Raw genomic sequence first — 19,195 nt, 5'->3', positions numbered from 1 at the left:
CGGTCTCCATTCGCTGGTTTTCCTGCCGAACTGCCGTCCCTGCCAAGAACTGCGTCCGGCCCGGGAGTGTTCCCTGCCAAGAACTGCGTCCGGCCCGGGAGTATTCCAGCGCTCGTGCCCAGTTACTTTTGGCGCACCAGCATATTCCGCGCCGCGGCACGGCGTGTCGGACTGGAAAGAGAGGGTGGCCGCCGACTAATTGGGCGGGAGCGCCGGGGCAGGGACGGATTTCCCGGCCGGCAGCAGCTTCAGACCCGCGGCGCAGCCCACGATCCCGGCGATGAACAGCAATTTCAGCGGACTGGCTGGTTCGACGCCGGTCGCCATGGCCCAGCCGACCGTCAATGCCGCGCCGACCCCCACCCAGACGGCGTAGGCCGTGCCGAGCGGGATACGCTTCACTGCCAGCCCAAGCCCCACCATGCTCAAGGTCGCGGTCAGCGCGAAGACGAGGGTGGGCAGTGGCCGGGTGAAGCCGTCAGACAGGCCCAGGGCCGTGGCCCAGACTGCCTCCAGCACAGCCGAGGCGAGCAGGATCAGCCAGGGGGCTGTGGTTGCGGGCGCCTTCGTTGCGGATTCCGGCGTGCGGTTCGCTGCCATGGTCACGCCACCAGCTTCAGGCCGGCCACACAGGCGACGATTCCGCCGAGCAGCAAAATCCGTCCGGCGGTCGCGGGCTCAACCTTGGTGATCATCGCGTAGGCGGAGGTCAGGACCACCCCGACCCCCACCCAGACCGCGTAGGCGGTACCGGTCGGGATGGACTGCATGGCGATGGCCAGCCCGCCCAGGCTGGCCATCACTGAGACGAGGAAGATGGCGGCCGGTGCGATCCGGCGTCGGCCTGTGTTCTGCGAGGTCCGGTGCAGGGCTGCGGCCCAGACGGCTTCCAGCGCTCCGGAAAAGATGAGGATGATCCACGGCATAACTGCTCCTGCGGCCAGTCTTGTCGCGTTCCGGGTACTGAACCGTCGTCCGGAGGCCGCCAAGAAAGCGACCTTGAGTCAAGCCTAGCAAGGCCGCCCCGCGAGGCGAAGTTCCAGTCTCAAGCGGCTATAGAGGAAGGACTACTCCGCGACCCGGTCGATCGAGACGACGGCGAGGAAACCGCGGCCCAGGATTTCCGGCGTCGTGGCGTCGGAGCCGACGACGGCGTCGTATTGGTCAAGTGTTCGGGGCTCGACGGCGGCAGCCGGCGCCGTGCCGGCCCCGGCCCCTGCGTCCGCGCCGGGTTCGGTGCCCGCAGTGCCCGGGCCGACGGTGGCCTGACCCTGCAGCAGGATGCCGAACTGGCCCTCAAATACGGGGTGCGCGCGTTTCTTGGAGAGTTCGATGATGGAGGTGTAGCCCTTGAACGCGCCGGTGCGGGTGAGAACAAAGAGGCCGCGGATGTCGCCGGTGGGCAGGGCGCCGGCCGAGTCGGCGTCGCCGGAAAAGCGAAACGGCCGGTACTTCTCCAACGGGTGCTCGGCGCCGTCGACGGTCAGCAGCAGCAGTTCGCCGTCGATCACGGTAAGCACACGGTCCATGCCGGGGAACGCGGAAAACGCGCCGGCCTTGGACACATCGGCGATGCTCACCCGCCAGTCCCGGCCGCCGTCCTGTTCGGTGCTGTTCCGCGAGGACGCGGCCACGGGGTGGCCGGCCAGTTCGCGGGTAACACCGCCGCCGTTGCGCCAGGGTTGGGCTTTCAGCTCGGCAAAGCGGATGATCTCCATGCCTCCAGCCTATCCGCCGGGCCGGTGCGTTCGCGGCTGGGCCCCCGGGCGCGCACGCGGGTCCCGGGCCGCTGCCGGACAGCGCCGAGGTCCGACTTCGCGCCCATGTTCTGGACAAACATGGGCGCCAAATCTCACCTCGGTGTGCCGGTAGGGTGCCTGATCCTACCGGTGGACTTGCTAACGTCGGAGGAAGGAAACACAGCAGAAGGAGCCGAATGTTCGTCAAGGTATGCGGGCTCAGTACCCCCGAGTCGGTCCGGACCGCAGTGGAGGCCGGGGCGGACGCCGTCGGCTTCGTCCTGACTCCCAGCCCCCGGGAAGTGACCCCCGCGCAGGTCCGGGAGCTCCTGGCCCACGTCCCCGCCGGGGTCCCCGCCGTCGGAGTTTTCCGGCACGAAGCAGCCCCGGACGCCGTCGCCGTGGCCCGTGAGGCGGGCCTGGGATGGGTCCAGCTGCACGGCGTCCGAACAACGGCGGACGTGCAGACCGTGCACGACGCCGGCCTGAGGCTCATCCGCGCGGTGAACATGTCCGCCCCGCCCGAGGCGTTCGCCGACTGGGGCGAGGAAATGCTGCTGATCGACGCCGCGATGCCCGGTTCCGGCGAAGCCTGGGACTACGCCTCGGTCCGGGCCAAGGGTCTGGCGGGCCCTGATGGCTTAGCGGGCCGGAGCTGGCTGCTGGCCGGCGGGCTGGATCCCGCCAACGTCGCCGATGCTGCGGCCCGGGCCGGCGCCTGGGGCGTGGACGTCTCCTCCGGCGTCGAATCCTCCCGCGGGGTGAAGGACCTGGCCAGGATCCGCGGCTTTGTGGTGGCGGCCAAGGCCTGACCGGGCTGCCGGGAGGCGGTGGCCCGACAACACAGGCAGAAATGCGGCCGGTCCGGCCGCGTTGGGCCGACAACGGCGGCGCGGCCCCTCGAAACCAGACACGTGAGGTGGGCGGTCTTCGGCGCCGCGCAGCGGTTTATGCCGGCAGAGGTCCCACCCCGGATCGGTTTTCTGGCGGATTGGGCGGCGGCAGATTCATTGATTGAATGGCGCTCGGCGGCTGCATCGGGGGGAGAATCACCTCCCATGGAGTGACAAGGAGCTGTGCGCGGTCCCAAAGATGCAGCAGGAGGGCGATCTCCGGATCCCAGGGGTGCGCTTGGACATGACGGCGCAGGCAGGACCGGGCCTCTTCCAGTTCCGGCCGGGTGCTGTTGAGGAGACTGCCAATGATCTCGAGTGCCTGAAGCCGCAGGGAGGTACCGGCGTACTGTTCGGAAGCTTCGACGGAAGCCTGTTCGCGCGGCGCCGCCCCGCGTTCGGCGACGTAGTCGGGAGGCTGGGCTGGTCCATTGAGCGGATCCTCCGCCGGGATCACTTTACTTCTCCGCGTACCCGCGAACCGCCAGCGGTCTGAGGGTAAATCATCGGCGTCCGCTCCCCGGACTTTCTGGTACTTTCATCGAGAATCACCGGTCGTCTATCTGGGCTCTGGGCTCTGGAGCGTTTGTCCGCACAAACCTCGCTGCCGAATGATGTCCAGCCGAGCCGGAAGCCAGAGTGTAAATCTGCTCCCGCCTCGGGCCGCCGAGTGGACCCGGACGCTGCCCCCGTGCGCTTCCGCGATTGCCTTGACAATCGGCAGCCCCAGGCACGAGCTTTCGCCCGGGGACATCGGGCCGGACAACGCGTATCGGTCATTTATTCGCTGGTGCTCCACTGCGGGAATTCTTGATCGAGTGTCCGAGACCCATATGTCCAGTCCTCCAATCAGAGCGGACGAGACACGTGCGGCCGAAGCGCCGCTCCGCTTTGACGTTGCGGGAGAATCAGCCCAGACACCGCCGAGGGAAATCGTGTCGTCTTCGGAGGTGGTAGTCAGGGCATTGGCGGTGAGCTGATCCACGGCCTGGGACACGCGCTGACGATCAGCGAGAACCCAGCCGCCAGGCTTCACGCTTAGGGTCCAGCGTCGGCGGCCAAGGATCTTGGCCCGCTGCAGAGCTTCTTCCAGAAACTGATCGACGTCGATCCATTCAGCATGGATGAAGTCCGGGCGCCTGCTACCGGCAAGCACCTGGAAGTCGTTGACCAGACGCTGTATTTGTTCCAGCTCCTTCAGTAGAAGAGTACGGGACCGGGCGGCGCTTTCCGCGTCGTGGGCGCTCAGCAGCTCGAGGTGCCGACGGACGGCAGCGAGCGGCGCAGCCAGCTGACGGCTGGCATTGTCGAGAAATTGACGGTGCTCCGCGGTCCCGCGCTCAAGCCGATCGATGAGGTTGTTGAATGTAGCGGCGAGTACGGCGACGTCGTCGTCGGTGGAGGAGGGCAATGGGACCCGCTGACCCGGCTCATCGAGCGATAGGTGGTCGGTGGTGTCCCGGAGACGCCGGACGCGGCCGGGCAGTCGCCCGGCAACCACGCAGCCCACGACACCGGCCACGAGGAGGGCGATCACGGAGATAATGTCGAAGGTGGCGCGCGACTGCAGGATTTCACCTTGTTGTGGACCAGTGCCGTTGCCCACTCCAGTCAGGAGCCCCCACTGGACGGCGTGGGGTGCAGTGCCGACCAGCGCAACAAGCCCGAAACTTGCGACCAGCGGTCCAAATCTTCGTTTCATGACCACATCCATCCTGTGCATCTCTCACTGCTCCGCCCCGGCGCGAACATCGTGCGCCAACCGGCGAACTTGTGAGGCTCACAGTAGGGACAGCCGCTTGTAGATATCCTGTCGTCATGAACACCCACGACGATCGCCCTGAGGACCTTTCCTAGGGTTTCCCTAGGGCGCCGGCGGGAAAATTGCTCACATGTCATCGTCAGCGACACTCCAGCGCGCGAGAATCCTTATTCCGGCAATATTGCTCGTCCTCGTAGGGTGCCTGGTCGCGAGCGTCGTGACGGCCACACCACGGAAACCTCCGGCTATGCTGGGCGCCTCAGCCAGCCTCAACGGCGGACTCGCACGCATCAACGGGGTACTGCCCTCCGACGTCGACGGATGGACGCCCGCCGCTGCTGCTGCGGCGCTGGCCACTCCACCTGGCGAGGGACTCCATCGCGTCCGCGTTCTGCTGGAGCTGACCGCTTTGCAGCAAGGCGGTCTCTCCTACGACCCGTCCGAGTACTCCGTGTCGGGCCTCGGCGCAGGGAAATGGAAAGCGATCTGGGCTTCTCCGGCTCCCGCGGTCGCACGCCAGGGGGAAAGTATCAACGCCACGCTCGTCTTCGAGCTCCCCGACCGGGCCATCGAGCTGACCCTGGAACTGCCCGGGGGGCCCGGACTGTCCCTTGGTGCGGGTCACCACCGGGGAGGAAGCTAGCGGCACGTAGTCGGTGTCTGGCTAACCGATGAAAAACAGGTACCCCTTACTCGTGTCGAGAGTTGTTGGATGGAAATAGCTTGAGGGCACAGGGTTCCGTCTGAATTGCAGGTCTCACATGCTTTCTATTCTTCCGCCGGAGAATGCCGGCCCGTCGACCGTGAGCGTGGATCTGCGGACGCAAGGCATCCTTGACATCAGGATCCTCGGCCCGCTCAGGATCCGACGCGGCGGCGCAGTCCTTGAGTCCGGTGGGCTTGGCGGTCCCAAACCGCGGCAGATCCTCGAAATCCTCTTGCTGAATCTCGGCATGCCAGTATCCAAGGATCGTCTTATTGAGGTCCTGTGGGCCGGGCGACCACCCGCAGAGGCGCTCCCGACGCTGGAAAGCTACGTTAGCGTCCTTCGGCGTCATCTGCAGCCGGGCCAGGGCAAGGCCGGTCCCCTTCGGACGGTCTCGGGAGGCTACATGATGGATTCCCTCCTCGTTGACCTGGATGTGAGCCGGTTTAATGACCTACTGCGTCGAGCATCGACCTGTGGGGCCACGGAGGCTCTGGAACTCCTGCAGGAAGCCCTTGAACTGGCCTCTGCGCCGTTGCTGGGAGATGAGTTGCGGGCGTCCTGGGCGGATGAGGAACGGCGCAACCATGAGCTTCGGGTCTGCCGAGCCCGGGTGCTCGCCGCTGAATTGGCGATGTCCCTGCATCAACACGACACGGCAGTCGCCTGGGCGAGGGAGGCCCTGTCGGGGGACGAGCTCAACGAGAGGGCCTGGTCTTCCTTGGTCCTGGGGCTGGAGGCGTCAGGCCAACCGCTGGAAGCGCTCCGGGCCTTCGAACAATACCGGCGCACGCTGGAACGGGAGATGGGGTGCAGCCCCGGGGATGCACTGCGCGCGGTGCACGCCCGCCTGCTGCGCCTCACGGGGGACGCCGGAAGGCCGGCCCCTGCAACTGCGCTGGCACCCGTAGGCGGAACATCTGCGCTCGGAGCCCAGAACGCTGGTCCGGCAGCCCGGACCGCGATACGCATCCTGACCGTCGACGACCACAGGACTTTCGCCGAGCTACTGACCGGCGCACTGGACCGGGAGCCGGACCTTCACAGTGTTGGTTCGGCGGCTTCCGTCGAGGACGCCGTGCGGATGTGCCGTGATCTGGCACCCGACGTTGTCGTCATGGACTATCATTTGCCCGACGGTGACGGGCTGGGAGCGGCGATCCGCATTCTGGAATATGCGCCGGAAACGCGGATAATCATGCTGACCGGAGATCCGTCCCAGGACGTCCTCCGGCAGGCGGCCGGCATCGGAATATGCGGATTCCTCCCCAAAGACGGCTCGCTGGCCGCTGTGCTCGACACGCTCCGGCACGCGCGGGCGGGAAACATGGTGGTACACCCGTCGTTGGTGGCCCAGATTGGCGTCCCCCACCAAGCTTCCGCCGGGCCCCCCGCTGGGCCCCCCCTAAGTCCCCGCGAGCTGGACGTGCTGCGCCTGATGGCGGAAGGGCATGAGATACGGGCGGTGGCGCATAGCCTGAACATCTCAATCCACACGTGCCGCGGCCACGTCAAAACCATTTTTTCCAAACTTGGCACTCACTCGCAAAGAGAAGCGATGGCGGAAGCACAGCTTCGGGGCATTTTGAGCGCGAAGTCCAATGTCCAGGCCTTCTGACGCGGCGGGCGGCAGCACGCCGAGCTACCCGGGAGCGGCTGAACGATTCCAGGTCCGGGCCGCTGTGGCTAAATTCCTCCTGATGGGGTTCCTGGCCCTGCTCGTTGTGGCGACTCCGGTCGCGTTTTGGATTCGGGCCGCGGCGGAACGGCACGCGCTCAACAACGCTGTCCTCCTCACCCAACGCGTTGCCGATCTTGCCATCAAGCCGCTCGTAAACGAAGCGCTGCTCGCCGGTGATCCCTCTGCACTGGCCGCATTGGACCTTGCCTTGCAGCCTTGGCGCAGCGACGCATCGGTGCTGCGTATCAAGGTGTGGGACGCGGACGGGCGGGTGGTCTATTCGGACATGCGCTCGTTGGTAGGCCAGCAATTCGATTTACCGGCGTGGGGCCGGGATCTTTTGGCCGGAGGCCCCGGGACCGCCACGCTGGAGAGCCAGCAGGAACTGGAGAACGAGTACGAGTCAGCGTCAGGAGACCTAGTGGAGGTCTACGTCAGCTCGGCGGCGATTGACGGTACCCGGCTGATTTTTGAGGCCTACTATGACGACGGACCCATGCGGGTCGAACAAGACGCGGTCCTCTACAGCATGATTCCGCCCCTGCTACTTTCGCTGGCGGCCTTGCAGCTCGCCCAACTGCCCCCGGCGTTTCGCTTGGCCCGCGGGATCCAAGAGCATCAGGTTGCACGGAACCGGCTGCTCAAGCGAGCCATTGAGGCCTCCGACCTTGAACGCCGGAGGATCGCACGCGACCTGCACGATGAAGTGATCCAGGACCTATCCGGGCTGGGCTACGCCCTGGAATCAGAAGAGCACCACGGATTGCCCGAACAACAACCAGTGTTCGGTGGAGCCCGAAGGATACTGCAGCGGAGCGTACGCGCTCTGCGGGCCATTACAAGCGAGCTGTATCCTCCCGACCTTGAACAGCTTGGGCTTAAGACGTCCTTGGAACGGCTCGTGGAGCCACATCAGGAGCGCGGTCTCACCGTGCGTCTGCGGGTCCCGGAGGACGGCCCGCTGGACCTCGCCGTGTCGGCTTTGCTCTACCGCGTGGCCCGGGAGGCATTGTCAAACAGTGCCAAACACTCCGGGGCAACCACGGTAGTGCTTTCGCTGCGGACCGACCATCAAGGCTCGGAAATAAGCATCTCGGACAATGGCAAGGGATTCGACAAGATGCAGGGCTCCGTGGACGGGCACCTGGGCCTGCGGATACTCAAGGACACCATCAGGGAGGCCGGCGGAGCGCTGGAAATCCTTAGTGTCCCCGGCGCCGGCACAACCGTGACAGCGCGGCTGGTGTCCCGCCTCGCGGCAGCTTACTAACCCCTGCTGCGTTTTAGGGTTACTCCAAGGTAGGGAGACAGGCGCAGGAAATCTCCAAGCCGGGTGCGGCAGAGTCGAGTTACCGAACACAAAGGAGACCTGCCATGTCCATTTCTCGCCGTCAGGTTTTGTTGATCGGGGGACTGGGAGTCCTTGGCGCTGGTGGCGCGATGGTGCCGACGGGATCGGTGGAGGCCAAGTCGGCCAGCCGCCTCAACTCCAAGGACATGCCGCGGCCCTTCCAATCAGCGCTCGTTCAGGCTCCGGTCCTTCAGCCCTATGCGACAGGTACGGATGCCGCGGACGGCTCGCCGGTCAACTACTACAGGCTGACGGAGAAGGCCGCCACGGCAAGCATCCTCCCGAGGCTGAGCACACCCATTCTCGGCTACAACGGTTTGTTCCCGGGGCCGACGATCAGCCTCGAGCAGGGCACAAAATCTGTTCTGAGGGTGCGCAACCAACTGCCGGCCCGGCACGCTCTGGACGGGCATGCCCTTTCCACTTCCACCCACCTCCATGGGTCAGCATCGCGGCCGCAATTCGACGGCTACGCCAGCGACATCACACACCCGGGGTTCTACAAGGACTATCACTACGCCAACTTCCAGCCGGCACGCACGCTGTGGTACCACGACCACGGCGTCCACTTCACGGCATTGAACGCCTATTCCGGCCTCGCGGCGCAGTATCACTTGCATGATCCCGTCGAACGGCAGCTGCTCCCGCAGGGCCGCTACGACGTGGCACTAACTGTCAGTGATGCCATGTTCGCAGCGGACGGGTCCCTTGGCTATGACGACAATAGCCACTCGGGCCTATGGGGGGACGTAATCCTGGTCAACGGAAAGCCTTGGCCCGTCATGAAGGTGCAAAAACGCGTCTACCGCTTCCGGATCCTGAACTGTTCCATCTCCCGCTCGTTGCGGCCGACGCTCAGCACCGGCGATCCGTTGGTCGTGGTTGGCACGGATGGCGGCCTGATCCCGGTGGCGCAGACCGTCGTCAACTACCGCCATGCCGGAGCGGAGCGGTATGAGATCCTTATCGATTTCCGGAAGTACAAGACGGGGCAACGGATCGAACTCCGAAACCTGTCCAACAAAAACAACGTGGATTACGACTTCACGAACAAGATCATGGCCTTTGACGTGACGGACGAACCGGTGAACACCGCGGACCCGACCTGGAACCGCATCCCGACTGCGTTGGTCGACAGCGAAGCCATGTCGCTGCGGACAGAGCAATCCGCGAAAACACGCAAGTTCCGCGTCAAGCGGAACGACACCACCAACATGTGGACCATCAACGATGACAGCTGGCAGGACGTCATCGCCAGCGGTTACAAGAAAGTCATTGCCGATCCTGAACTCAACTCGGTGGAAATCTGGGAAATCGAAAACGGGTCAGGTGGCTGGTTTCACCCCCTTCACATCCACCTGGTGGATTTCCAGATCCTCAGCCGCAACGGAAAGCCGTCCTTCGCATACGAGCGCGGGCCCAAGGACGTCGTGTATGTAGGTGAAGGCGAGACCGTCCGACTCCTGATGAAGTTCACCCCTCACAAGGGCGTCTATATGATGCACTGCCACAACCTGCCGCACGAGGACCACGACATGATGGCCCAGTTCAGGGTGGGTCTGAAGGAAATCGACTGGGACGCGGATGACCCAATGACAGCGGCCAAAGCGGTCTGGGACGATGATCGGGATTGAACCCTGCACGGGGAACCCGCGACGGCAGGCGGCCGCTCCCGCGCCACAGCCTGCCGGGGCCGACCCTGCAGTCCGACAGGGGACGCCGCGCCCGGCTCCTCGCGGTCGCGCTGATCCCTGTCATGGCCGTCCTTGCCGCGCGCTGCTGGCTGGTGGAACCTTTCACTGTGTCCTCGGACAGCATGGAGCCGACCATTCCCGCGGGCGCCGTCGTGGTCCTGTTCAAGCCCGCTGCCGCTTCGGACTGGATCCGAAACGGCGTGATAGTTGCCTTCACCAGCCCGGTTGACGGCCGGCTCGCTATCAAGCGCGTCATTGCAAGGGAGGGGCAGAGCGTGGCCATCCGGGACGCGGAGCTGTTCGTCGACGACGTCGCCGTCGCAGAGTCTTTCGTAGATCGTAGCCGCATCGACGCCACCTACTTCGGGCCCGAGAAGGTGCCGCCCGGAAGCGTCTTCGTGCTGGGGGACAATCGCGGCGTATCGATCGATTCCAGGGACTTCGGAGCCGTGCCGTTGACGGCGATCCAAGGTACTCTGCTGACGGGCCAGAATTAGATGTGGTCAAGTAGCTCGCCGCGAAACCCCGCGCCTCTGCGGCTGGGGTAGCCCGGGGTGTGGCCTCCTTAGTCGGAGGCCCTCGCAGGGCACCTATAGGACCGATCTGATGCCATTGGATCCATATGCTGCGATCCGGGACCCTGGTTGGGGTTCAAGCCTAGAGCCGGCGCCTTGGATGCCGCCTTCCAGACGGGACGAGCCCTGCCTGCAGCCACAACCCCGGCTTCCAATGTCCGCCGCGGCGCGGGCGTGCCCGCTTTTGGCAGGTCAGTCAGGGCGCGCGGATTGAATGTATATCAGGAAATGGTTCAGGGTCCCGCCCGCTGAGCGGACAGGACCCTGAACCATTGGTGGCGTTGCCGCTAGCGTGTTGTGACTGCTCCAGTTGCGGTGCCGCCGCGGGTGGACTGGACCAGCACGCTGGTGATTTGCCTGGTGGGTCCGGGCTTGGCCTTGAGCGACCAGGCGCCAAGGTTATCCACCTGTGCTGTACCGAGTTTGGCGACCGGCCGGCCGGGGCTGGTGTCGTAGATGACCACGGTCGTGGCCGGCATCAGGGCGCCGGCGCCGGCGAGCGTGGACGTGCCCACTATTCGTAGTTCCGTCCCAACCCGGTGGCGGGACCCGGCGCCAATGGTCACATTGTCAGTTCGGATGGCCAGCTCCACAGCGGCCGGGGCACTCCCGAGGCCGTTCTTACCGGTCACGACCAAGTCGATTCGGACCGGTTCATCGGCTTTGACCGTCAGCGGAGCTGTGTCGGTGTTTTTAGCGTAGTAAGGAATGGAAATGAGGGGTTTCACAGCAGTGTCGCTCGAGATCGTGACCGCAGGACCACTAACCTGGCGCCACTTGTAGCTGACAGCACCCGTAGAGGCGCTGCCATCCAACTGAACGGTACTGCCGCGTGTCATGGTGGGCGAGGATGCGGTGGCTGTTGCTGTTGCTGTTGCGGGGGCCGTCGGGCCGACTGGCCCCGGGCCGTTCCCGGTGTCCACGATCGGGCCTGGATCAGGTGCCGGGGTGACCGGCGCAAGACCCACTGGCGTTGCCGCGCCGCCGTTGACGGTGACAGGCAAGGAGGCTGAACCGCCCGAGGCAGTCTTGACGGTGACAGTTGCCGGCGGCGCCTTGGTCGGGAACGATTTCTCGGACGGCGTTCCCGGTGCTGGCTCGTCGAGGGTACCGAGGCCAGTCACAGTCAACGGGTATCCCTCCGTGGAGTACGCAGCAACGGTGAGGCTGGCTCCATCGTATAGTGCCTTGGTGATGGCTACGCCGCTTGGCTTGGTCACGTTGATGAGGCTGCTGCTGGCGGGTTTGTCGCCGATGTTGGACACTTTGATAGCCGCCGGAGCCGTGCCGGCAACCTTGATCCTGGCGTAGTACCGTCCGCTGTCGGCGTCGTTCGCCATTGGTGTGGTCTCGAATTTCCCCGCCTGTCCGTCGACCTGAAGCTGAGATTCCGGGCCGCTGCTGGCGAAAACGTCAATCATGTCCCCGTTGAGCACGGCGCCATCGGCGCTGACTCCGCGGTTGGTGGCGAGTTTGCCCTGGAGACCGAACCGGTCGGTTTCCAGGGCAAGTCCGCCGCCGGCGACGGAAAACTTGTTGTACGCCAGAGGGCTGCCCGTGACGGTGTGCTCCTGGTTCGGGTCTCCGAGATACCCCTCCGGCGCGGCCGGGGCGGTGGCCGGATCCCACTTCAGGAAGGGGCCGATGTTGCTCTTGAGCGCGGTAGTGAAGTTGCCGATGGCGGGTGCAATGTCTTCCACCAGTTTGCCGCTGCCGGTCGCATCGGTATCGATGGTGATGGTGCCGTATGGATGCCGGAACTCCAGCGTGGTGTTGGCTGGCCCTCCTTTGACAACGATCCGTTGGCGGCCGAAGACCACCTGGTCGCCTTCCGCGATGGTGTTCGCGAAGGCCGCTTCCAGCCCGAGGACCAGGATCGCGCGTCCTCCGCCGGGAAGTTCCAGCCCGGAACTGGCGAGCATGTAGAAGGCCTCGGCCGGGAAGTTGTTCGGGAACGATATGGCTGCGCTCTCGTCAGGGATGTCGCCGGGAAGAAACCCACACAGGGGATTCTCGGCGTCAAGGCAGAGTTCGACGCGGGTTTTGGTGCTGTCCTCATACCAGGACGGAAATCCGTGTTCGGTGTTGACCGGGCCGACCGCAGTCAGTCCTCCGGGGTTTTTCACTGCTACCTGGGTGGCCGCTTGAGCTGAACTCAGGCCCGTTAGGGTCAGAATCAGCGCGGCTGCCGCAGCAACGCCACGGCGGGTAGCCACTCTTGGATCCAGACGTTTGCCTGAACGTTCAGCCGGATTGAAAACCATTTTGTCTCCTCAGAAAGACGCTGATGGCCTCCAATATCTAGCATCGGGCTTGGAGATACATTGTGCCCCGGCTTGGAAAAACCCTCGGGAGGGCCGGTGACGAGCGTAGGGTGCGGCCTTACAAGCAGGTGTCGCGATCCGGCAACGGGTCATTTCCTGTCTCATCGGGCTACCTTGTAATATCCTCGGAACGCAGGGGGCCAGATAGGGCGGGGGAGGTGCCTGAATAGCCGGTCCCTGCCGGAGGGGGCTTTCTTCGACGACGAGTTCGCCGGCGTCGCGGCCGCCCTGGTGCAGCAGACCTGACAGGCTGACTTATCAGGCGGTCAGAAGAGCAGCAGGACAAAGCCTCCGGCGGTGGAGATGATACCGACCCAGATGAGGATCCAGCCGATGACCCACGCCGCGTTGTCCGGTTTGGGCGGTGCCAGCCCCCACCGGGAGGGGTGGCACACATCGTAGAAGAGGACGACGTCGGCCCCCTCCATCAGCCCGTGCGACTCGGCGGCGGGGAGCAGCGACCGGTGGTCGGCGTCGTTGTGGTCTGTCCAGCTGTATCCCGTGAACCCGCCGGCGCTGATCACTGTGCCGGTGGTCTCGGCCCACTGGCACCGGCGCCGCCGGGAAATCCAGCCCCACAGCAGCAGCGGCGGGCCCAGGACGAATCCTACCCACGTCATGACTTCGAGAATGGGGCCAAGGAGGTCCCCGATGCCGGTCATCTGTGCGTCCCGGGCGGCGGCGTCAGCGGGTGACGCGCGAGCGCCGCAGGAAGTGCACGATGCCGGCGCCGACCAGGACCAGCAGGCCAACGTAGAGCAGGAACTGCACAGCCTCCACAACAACACCGACAACCAGCAGGATAAGGGCGACGATCAGGGCAAGTTTCAGGAGTGCAGGCATGGTTCCAGTATTGTGCGGATCCGGGCCTGCGCAAAGCGCGGGGCGTTTGAATGATGTCCCGGGAAGCCAATTGAGGGTAGGTCCAGGGCCAACCCGTAGGCCGGATCGGCCCGCGATGGGAGAGAATAGTGCCATGAAGACACTGCTTAACATCATCTGGCTGCTCTTTGGCGGGCTCTGGCTGGCGCTCGGCTATTTCGTGGCAGGGGTAATCTGCTGTCTGCTGATCGTCACCATCCCGTGGGGGCTCGCGTCCTTCCGCATCGCGTCCTACGCGCTCTGGCCTTTCGGCCGCACCGTGGTGGACCGTCCGGGCGGCACCGGGTTGTTTTCGCTGCTGGGGAACGTTATCTGGCTGCTCGTCGCCGGCATCTGGATCGCGATCGGGCATGTAGTTACCGCATTCGCCATGGCAGTCACCATCATCGGCATCCCGCTGGCCATCGCCAACCTCAAGCTCATCCCGGTGTCCCTGATGCCGCTGGGCAAGCAGATCGTCCCCAGCGACCGGCCGTTTGTCACGGGCTACAGCACGACGGGCCGCTGACCCGCATAGAGGATGGAGTCCCCCAATGTCCGAACATGTCACAGCCGAACCCGCAAAGCCTGCGCAAGGACTCTCAACGAAGGGCGCCCCGCCCGAAGACCTCATCCTTGTCATTGCGCGCGAGTTCCAGGTACCGATCGCGCGGGTGTGGTCCGCCCTGACGGATCCGGCCCAGACTCCCGCGTGGTGGGGTCCGCGCGGATTCCACACCCCGCGGGAGAGCGTCGATGCGGATCTGGAGGTCGGCGGCCTGTACCGGGCCTGCAGGGTCCGGGACAATACGGGGGAGGAACAGTGGTGGAGCGGCGTCCACACGGACATTGAACCGCCGAACCTCTTCGTGTTCACCCATGCGTGGGACAAGCCCGATGGCACCCGCGGCTTCGAGACCGAGGTGGCGTTCGAGTTGGCGGAGATTGACGGCGGCACCCGGATGACTTTCAGGCAGGGCCCGTTCGACACCCCCGACAACCGGGACGGCCAGGGCCAGGGCTGGCGGGAGTCCTTCGACCGCCTGGCCGAACACCTCCGGCGTCGCGCCTGAGAATCCACCCAACGCGGGGTCACTTAGCGCCCATAAATGCCCCTGGCATGGGCGCTAAGTGACCCCGCGTTGCTGTTAAGGCGCTATCGGCGGGTGCCGCGGGTGCCGCTGTGGCCGCTCACCCGAGCTCGCCGTTCAGGTTCCGGTGCGCCGCCTCCTGCCACAGTGTCCGGCCCCGCGGGGTGTGGAAGAGCGGATGCAGCTGTAGGAGCTGGCGGACGACGGCGGCGCGCCCGGCCGCGAAGTCGTCGTCGCCGATGTGCGCAAAATCCTGCCGGACGGCGGAAAGATACCGGGCATAGGCTGCAGGCTCCCCGCCCAGCACCGAGAGGTCCGCGTCGCTGAGCAGGGCGGCGGACCCGTCGCCGGCCTCCGGCTGGTGGTCCGCGGTCATCCGCACCAGCCGGGCCACCTCAGCCGCCTCGGCGTCGGGGAGCCCGGCATGGGCAAGCCGGTCCTCGGCCAGCCGGGCCGATTCCTCCTCGTCCTGGCCCGCGATGCCGCGGTAGACGGCGTCATGGAACCAGGCGGCGAGCAGCACGGTGCGGGGCGGCCCAGCCGGCCCGGTGAGCAGATCCAGAGCCTCCAAAACCGCGAGCAGGTGCGTGCGGCCATGGTACTTCCGGTGCTCCTCGCCCCAGCGGTCCAGCAGATCGAGGAAGAGTGCGTCATGGCCCGGGAGGACGGCGTTCCAGCGGGTCAGCAGCGGGAGCTTAAGCGAGCCGCTGCGCCGCCGGGCCGGGATACGCAGGCCGCTGGCGATCAGCTTGCGGACCAGGACCCGTCCCTCCACCGGGACAGCCCCGGCCGCCACAAGGCCGCTGTACCGGGCCTCAGCGACGTCGTAATGGTCGCCGTCGAACGCCCTTTCCGGGATACCGGCCGCGGCAGCGAAAGCGTGCAGTTCCTCGAGGGACTTATCCGAGATCAGGTGTGAGAAGTGCGTTCCGTGCGCCGGCCACAGCGGAGGATCAAGGTAGACGGCCATCAGTCCTGGCTGGCGTCAACGGCCGCGGTGCTGGACTGCTCTTCCTTCTGGGTCCGCGCACGGTGCGGCTTGGAGCGCACGCCGATGCCCTTTTCATTCAGCCGCGTCTCGTGCTCGGCCTCCGCGATGGTCTCGGGAGTGATGCTCCCCCCTGAGTTCCAGGCCTTGATCGCAGCCCAGCCCACCGCCACGAGGGGAACGGCCAGGATCGCGCCGATGATGCCGGCGAGGATGGTGCCGGCGGTGAGGGCCAGCAGGATGACCAGGGCGTGCACGTTGAGCGCCTGGCCCATAACAACGGGCTGAAGGAAGTTGCCCTCCAGCTGGTTGACCACGATCACCACGATAATGACGATCAGGGCCGCGATCGGACCGTTGGCGACCAGTGCAACAAGCGCAGCGAAGACGCCCGCCAGGGTGGCACCGATCAGCGGGATGAAGGCGCCGATGAATGTCAGCGCTGCGAGCGGCAGCGCGAGCGGCACCCCCATGAGCACAAGCGCCAGGCCGATGAAGAACGAATCCACCAGGGCCACGATGGAGGTTCCGCGCACGTAGCCACCGAGGACGTTGAGGCTCCGCTCCCCGGCCCGGCGTGCCTTCACGAGGCTCTTGCCCTTGAACGCGCGCAGCACAAAGGCCCAGATGCTCTCGCCGTCCTTCAGGAAGAAGAACAGGATTACCGCCATGAGCAGGGCCCCGGTGATGAAGTTACCGGCCGCGCTGAGCCCGGAGATGGCGCCCGCGCCGACGGTGCTGCTCGTGGCGAAGTCGACGACGGCGTCGCGCGCCTGCTGGATCTGCCCGTCATCGATCGGGATGGGGCCCGTGCGGACGAAGGCATAGACCCGGTCAAAGCCCTCTGTGGCTTTGCTGGCCAGTTCTCCGGCCTGGCCGACGACGGCGAAGACGATGCCGGTGATGAGGCCGCCGAACGCCAGCAGGAGTACCAGGAACGAGAACGTGGTGGCGGCGGTGCTGGGCCAGCCGCGCCGGCGCAGCCAGTGGACGAAGGGTGCGATCGCGGCGGCGAGGATCAGAGCCAGCACTGCCGGAATGACCACGAGCCGCACCTGGATCAGGGCATAGACCACTACCACAGAGAGAACCAGCATCAGGAGCACCTGAGCGGTCCTGATGCTGGCGCGGCCCAGGCTGTCGTTCCAAGGGGGTGTCTGTTCCGGACTGGCCATGCTGTTCTTTCTCCTACTGTCGGATGGTCATGCTACTTACCAACCGTCTCACAGCCCGGGGAAAGGCCGCCCGCAACGCTCCCTCAGATTTCGTATCGTTTCGCCGGACGATCCTCCAGACGAGGTGAGGGGTGGTCTGTCCGGGTTTTTGCTGTCGAGGGTCCCGTCCAGGTCGCTACCCGGCTATGTTGGGGGTATCCGTCGCCTATGAGTTGGCGGAATGGCCTGGGGCTGTTTCCTCAGTGATCGGGGCGTTGTGGGTATTCACCGGATTTTTACGAGGGCGCGTAGCGGTGACAACGTGCGGACGCCGGGGCGCGGAGTGCGTGCAAGGGGGCCTCGTGGCTTTTTACCTGCACGGTTGCCGTTTATGGTCCGGTGGGTGTTCGCGGTCTCCGCGGCGATGCTGCTGGCAGGCCTGGTCGAGTTTGGCGTGGCGCGGCAGCAGATCGTCGACCGCGCGCTGCAGGACTCCCTGCGCAGCTACCAGGCGCTGGCTACGGGTCTTGAGGAAACGCTCGCCAGGGGCGGGGACCCGGCACAGCGGGATGAGAGCGTCAGCCGTGAAATCGAGTATCTCGGGCACAGTTACGGCACGGTGTATGTGGGGTTGTTCGACGCGGACAATCGTCTGATCGCAAGCGCCGACGGCGGTGCCGGTGCGGGTGATTCGGCAAACAGCAATGCCGGACGGCTGGCCGAGGTGCTATCCACGGGCCGGTCAAGGGTCGGGACCGAAGCCAATGAGATCGGGAGGTATGAGTTCCTGGTGCCGGTGTCGTCGCCGGGGGGCACGCTGGTGTTGGAGATCGACCAGCGCGCGGACATCGTCACGGAACTGGTTGCGGATCTGCGGTTGCGCAAGGTCCTGGGCTTGTTGTTGGCGGTGGTGATCGCGATTCCGTTGTCGTACGTCCTGGGTGGGCGCGCTTTGCACCGCCGTCAGTTGCGCGCGCAACGGGAGGCCGACGCCGATCCGCTGACGGGTCTGGCCGGGCGGCGCCCATTCAGGCCGGCGCTGGAGGCCGTGCTGAACCACAGGACGGACCCAACGGTGACGTTGGCCCTGATCGATCTGGACGGTTTCAAGCAGATCAATGACCGGCTGGGGCACAGTCACGGCGACCGTGTCCTGCATGGTCTGGCAGCTGCTTTTACGGAGCTGCGCGCTTCGGATACGGCGTTCCGGCTGGGCGGGGACGAGTTCGCGGTGATCCTGCCCGGCAGCGGCGAGGACCGCGCGGTCCGGGTGCTGGAACGGATCCGCACGGCTCTGGCCGGAACGTTCGCTGGCGTGACCTTCAGCGCAGGTATCGCTTCGAGCACCCCGGCTGATCCGTCGGAGCTGCAGGAACTCTGGGAGCGCGCCGACGCTGCGCTCTTTGAGGCCAAGCGGCGGGGGCGGCGCCAGAGCGTTACCTTCGGGTCCATGGCGGCGGGCCACACCGTCAGTGCCGAGAAGGTCGAGGCGCTTACGGCGCTGGTGGCGGGCCATGGCCGGCTCGCGGTGGCGTTCCAGCCGATCTGGGACCTGCGCCGCGGGATGGTGCTGGCCCACGAGGCGCTGCTGCGGTTGCCGAAGGACTCCCCGATCAAGGGGCCGCAGGAGGCGTTCGATCTTGCCGAACGTCTGGGCCTGGCCGCGGCGCTGGATGCGCGGGCGCGGAGCGCGGTGCTCACCGCGGTGAAGGCCCGGCAGTGGGAGGGGCTGCTGTTTTTGAACCTCCACCCCCACGCCCTGGCCGGTCTGGACATCGATGATCTCACCGCCGGGCTGGCCGCGGCAGGTCTGGAACCTGCCGACGTCGTCCTGGAGGTCACCGAACAGGCCGGACTGGACCACGCAGAACCGATCCGCACCCTCGCCGGGGCAAAGGCGCGGGGCTTCCGGCTGGCCCTGGATGACATGGGCGCCAGCAACGCCGGGCTGCGCGCGCTGACCCTGGTCCGGTTCGACATCATCAAGATCGACGGGGAGGTCATCTCCAGGCTCGGCACGGACCCGTCATCGGCGGCCACTGTGGCTGCGGCCATGACGTTCGTCGGGCAGACCGGCGGGTGGGTCGTGGCCGAGGGTATTGAAGAAGCGGCCATGCTTACGGCCCTGTTGCAGCCCGCGGGTACCGGCCCCGGCCGGGAGCCAGTGCTCGCCGGGCAGGGCTACCTGCTGGGCCGGCCGGGTGCCCAACCGGTCGGAATCGACACTCGCCTGCCCGTCCTGGACCGGCTGCCCTCCCGCGAAGCGGCAGACGAACACGACACCGACCGGACCGGCTGAGCGGATATCCGGGCCGCGGCCGGCGCGCCCGGGCCAGTGTCAGCGAACCGCCGCGCCTTATCCATGAGACGGATGTG

At 65.8% G+C, this 19,195-nt stretch carries 19 protein-coding genes and 1 riboswitch; of the genes, 9 read left to right on the top strand and 10 right to left on the bottom strand.

All coding sequences use genetic code 11. The annotated features are described in order from the left end of the window. Nucleotides 1-195: 195 nt before the first annotated feature. The 3 genes from RCH07_RS04870 to RCH07_RS04860 form a co-directional block, all read right to left on the bottom strand. On the bottom strand, nucleotides 196-600 hold the full coding sequence (locus RCH07_RS04870) for a DMT family transporter (RefSeq protein WP_326966387.1): 405 nt from the start codon (nucleotides 598-600) through the stop codon (nucleotides 196-198). Between the two features lie 2 nt (nucleotides 601-602). Next, the gene (locus RCH07_RS04865; protein WP_326966345.1) at nucleotides 603-926 is read right to left on the bottom strand and encodes a DMT family transporter; all 324 of its coding nucleotides are present in this window, start codon (nucleotides 924-926) and stop codon (nucleotides 603-605) included. A 9-nt stretch (nucleotides 927-935) separates the two neighbouring features. Further along, nucleotides 936-1,003, bottom strand: a riboswitch (guanidine-III (ykkC-III) riboswitch). Nucleotides 1,004-1,067: 64 nt separating this feature from the next. Beyond that, a complete protein-coding gene (locus tag RCH07_RS04860; protein WP_326966344.1) occupies nucleotides 1,068-1,718 on the bottom strand; it encodes a HutD/Ves family protein in 651 nt (216 codons plus the stop codon). A 218-nt stretch (nucleotides 1,719-1,936) separates the two neighbouring features. On the opposite strand from RCH07_RS04860, the gene RCH07_RS04855 reads away from it, so the two are divergent. Then, the gene (locus RCH07_RS04855) at nucleotides 1,937-2,551 is read left to right on the top strand and encodes a phosphoribosylanthranilate isomerase (RefSeq protein WP_326966343.1); all 615 of its coding nucleotides are present in this window, start codon (nucleotides 1,937-1,939) and stop codon (nucleotides 2,549-2,551) included. 136 nt (nucleotides 2,552-2,687) lie between these two features. On the opposite strand, the gene RCH07_RS04850 is transcribed toward RCH07_RS04855, so the two are convergent. Next, nucleotides 2,688-3,089 (bottom strand): hypothetical protein, encoded by a 402-nt coding sequence (locus RCH07_RS04850; protein ID WP_326966342.1) that lies wholly within the window; start codon nucleotides 3,087-3,089, stop codon nucleotides 2,688-2,690. Nucleotides 3,090-3,191: 102 nt separating this feature from the next. After that, nucleotides 3,192-4,334, bottom strand: coding sequence for a sensor histidine kinase (locus RCH07_RS04845; RefSeq protein WP_326966341.1), 1,143 nt, complete (start codon nucleotides 4,332-4,334; stop codon nucleotides 3,192-3,194). Between the two features lie 307 nt (nucleotides 4,335-4,641). On the opposite strand from RCH07_RS04845, the gene RCH07_RS04840 reads away from it, so the two are divergent. The 5 genes from RCH07_RS04840 (at nucleotide 4,642) to lepB (ending at nucleotide 10,323) form a co-directional block, all read left to right on the top strand. Continuing rightward, complete coding sequence (locus RCH07_RS04840) at nucleotides 4,642-5,037, top strand: hypothetical protein (protein WP_326966340.1); 396 nt, start codon at nucleotides 4,642-4,644, stop codon at nucleotides 5,035-5,037. A gap of 118 nt (nucleotides 5,038-5,155) precedes the next feature. Then, nucleotides 5,156-6,718, top strand: coding sequence for a BTAD domain-containing putative transcriptional regulator (locus tag RCH07_RS04835; protein ID WP_326966339.1), 1,563 nt, complete (start codon nucleotides 5,156-5,158; stop codon nucleotides 6,716-6,718). 64 nt (nucleotides 6,719-6,782) lie between these two features. Continuing rightward, nucleotides 6,783-8,051 carry a sensor histidine kinase gene (locus tag RCH07_RS04830; protein WP_326966338.1) on the top strand — a complete coding sequence of 423 codons (1,269 nt, stop codon included), beginning with the start codon at nucleotides 6,783-6,785 and terminating at the stop codon, nucleotides 8,049-8,051. 104 nt (nucleotides 8,052-8,155) lie between these two features. Beyond that, the gene (locus tag RCH07_RS04825; protein WP_326966337.1) at nucleotides 8,156-9,766 is read left to right on the top strand and encodes a multicopper oxidase family protein; all 1,611 of its coding nucleotides are present in this window, start codon (nucleotides 8,156-8,158) and stop codon (nucleotides 9,764-9,766) included. After that, complete coding sequence (gene lepB, locus RCH07_RS04820) at nucleotides 9,763-10,323, top strand: signal peptidase I (protein ID WP_326966336.1); 561 nt, start codon at nucleotides 9,763-9,765, stop codon at nucleotides 10,321-10,323. The genes RCH07_RS04825 and lepB overlap by 4 nt, the downstream gene beginning before the upstream one ends. 365 nt (nucleotides 10,324-10,688) lie before the next feature. Here lepB and RCH07_RS04815 read toward each other — a convergent pair whose 3' ends face one another. The 3 genes from RCH07_RS04815 to RCH07_RS04805 all read right to left on the bottom strand — a co-directional run bounded on the left by RCH07_RS04815 (nucleotide 10,689) and on the right by RCH07_RS04805 (nucleotide 13,568). Continuing rightward, nucleotides 10,689-12,617 carry a hypothetical protein gene (locus RCH07_RS04815; protein ID WP_326966335.1) on the bottom strand — a complete coding sequence of 643 codons (1,929 nt, stop codon included), beginning with the start codon at nucleotides 12,615-12,617 and terminating at the stop codon, nucleotides 10,689-10,691. A 374-nt stretch (nucleotides 12,618-12,991) separates the two neighbouring features. Next, complete coding sequence (locus tag RCH07_RS04810) at nucleotides 12,992-13,387, bottom strand: hypothetical protein (RefSeq protein ID WP_326966334.1); 396 nt, start codon at nucleotides 13,385-13,387, stop codon at nucleotides 12,992-12,994. 22 nt (nucleotides 13,388-13,409) lie between these two features. Continuing rightward, nucleotides 13,410-13,568: a hypothetical protein gene (locus RCH07_RS04805; protein ID WP_326966333.1), complete on the bottom strand. Its 159-nt coding sequence runs from the start codon at nucleotides 13,566-13,568 to the stop codon at nucleotides 13,410-13,412. A gap of 133 nt (nucleotides 13,569-13,701) precedes the next feature. Here RCH07_RS04805 and RCH07_RS04800 point away from each other — a divergent pair, with 133 nt between their 5' ends. Continuing rightward, nucleotides 13,702-14,115, top strand: a complete 414-nt coding sequence (locus RCH07_RS04800; protein ID WP_326966332.1) for a YccF domain-containing protein — start codon at nucleotides 13,702-13,704, stop codon at nucleotides 14,113-14,115. A gap of 25 nt (nucleotides 14,116-14,140) precedes the next feature. Then, nucleotides 14,141-14,659, top strand: a complete 519-nt coding sequence (locus RCH07_RS04795) for an SRPBCC family protein (protein ID WP_326966331.1) — start codon at nucleotides 14,141-14,143, stop codon at nucleotides 14,657-14,659. A 118-nt stretch (nucleotides 14,660-14,777) separates the two neighbouring features. On the opposite strand, the gene RCH07_RS04790 is transcribed toward RCH07_RS04795, so the two are convergent. Together RCH07_RS04790 and RCH07_RS04785 are read right to left on the bottom strand one after the other, a co-directional pair. After that, the gene (locus RCH07_RS04790; RefSeq protein WP_326966330.1) at nucleotides 14,778-15,647 is read right to left on the bottom strand and encodes a DUF4031 domain-containing protein; all 870 of its coding nucleotides are present in this window, start codon (nucleotides 15,645-15,647) and stop codon (nucleotides 14,778-14,780) included. Continuing rightward, on the bottom strand, nucleotides 15,647-16,840 hold the full coding sequence (locus RCH07_RS04785) for an AI-2E family transporter (RefSeq protein WP_326966329.1): 1,194 nt from the start codon (nucleotides 16,838-16,840) through the stop codon (nucleotides 15,647-15,649). Before RCH07_RS04785 ends, RCH07_RS04790 begins: the two co-directional genes overlap by 1 nt. 382 nt (nucleotides 16,841-17,222) lie before the next feature. On the opposite strand from RCH07_RS04785, the gene RCH07_RS04780 reads away from it, so the two are divergent. Further along, nucleotides 17,223-19,118, top strand: coding sequence for a diguanylate cyclase (locus RCH07_RS04780; protein WP_326966328.1), 1,896 nt, complete (start codon nucleotides 17,223-17,225; stop codon nucleotides 19,116-19,118). Nucleotides 19,119-19,195: the final 77 nt, after the last annotated feature.

This window comes from Arthrobacter sp. CG_A4, assembly GCF_035985125.1.
Taxonomy (GTDB): domain Bacteria; phylum Actinomycetota; class Actinomycetes; order Actinomycetales; family Micrococcaceae; genus Arthrobacter.
The sequence above is the reverse complement of the archived record's forward strand: the minus strand, read 5'-3'. Positions and strand labels throughout refer to the sequence as shown.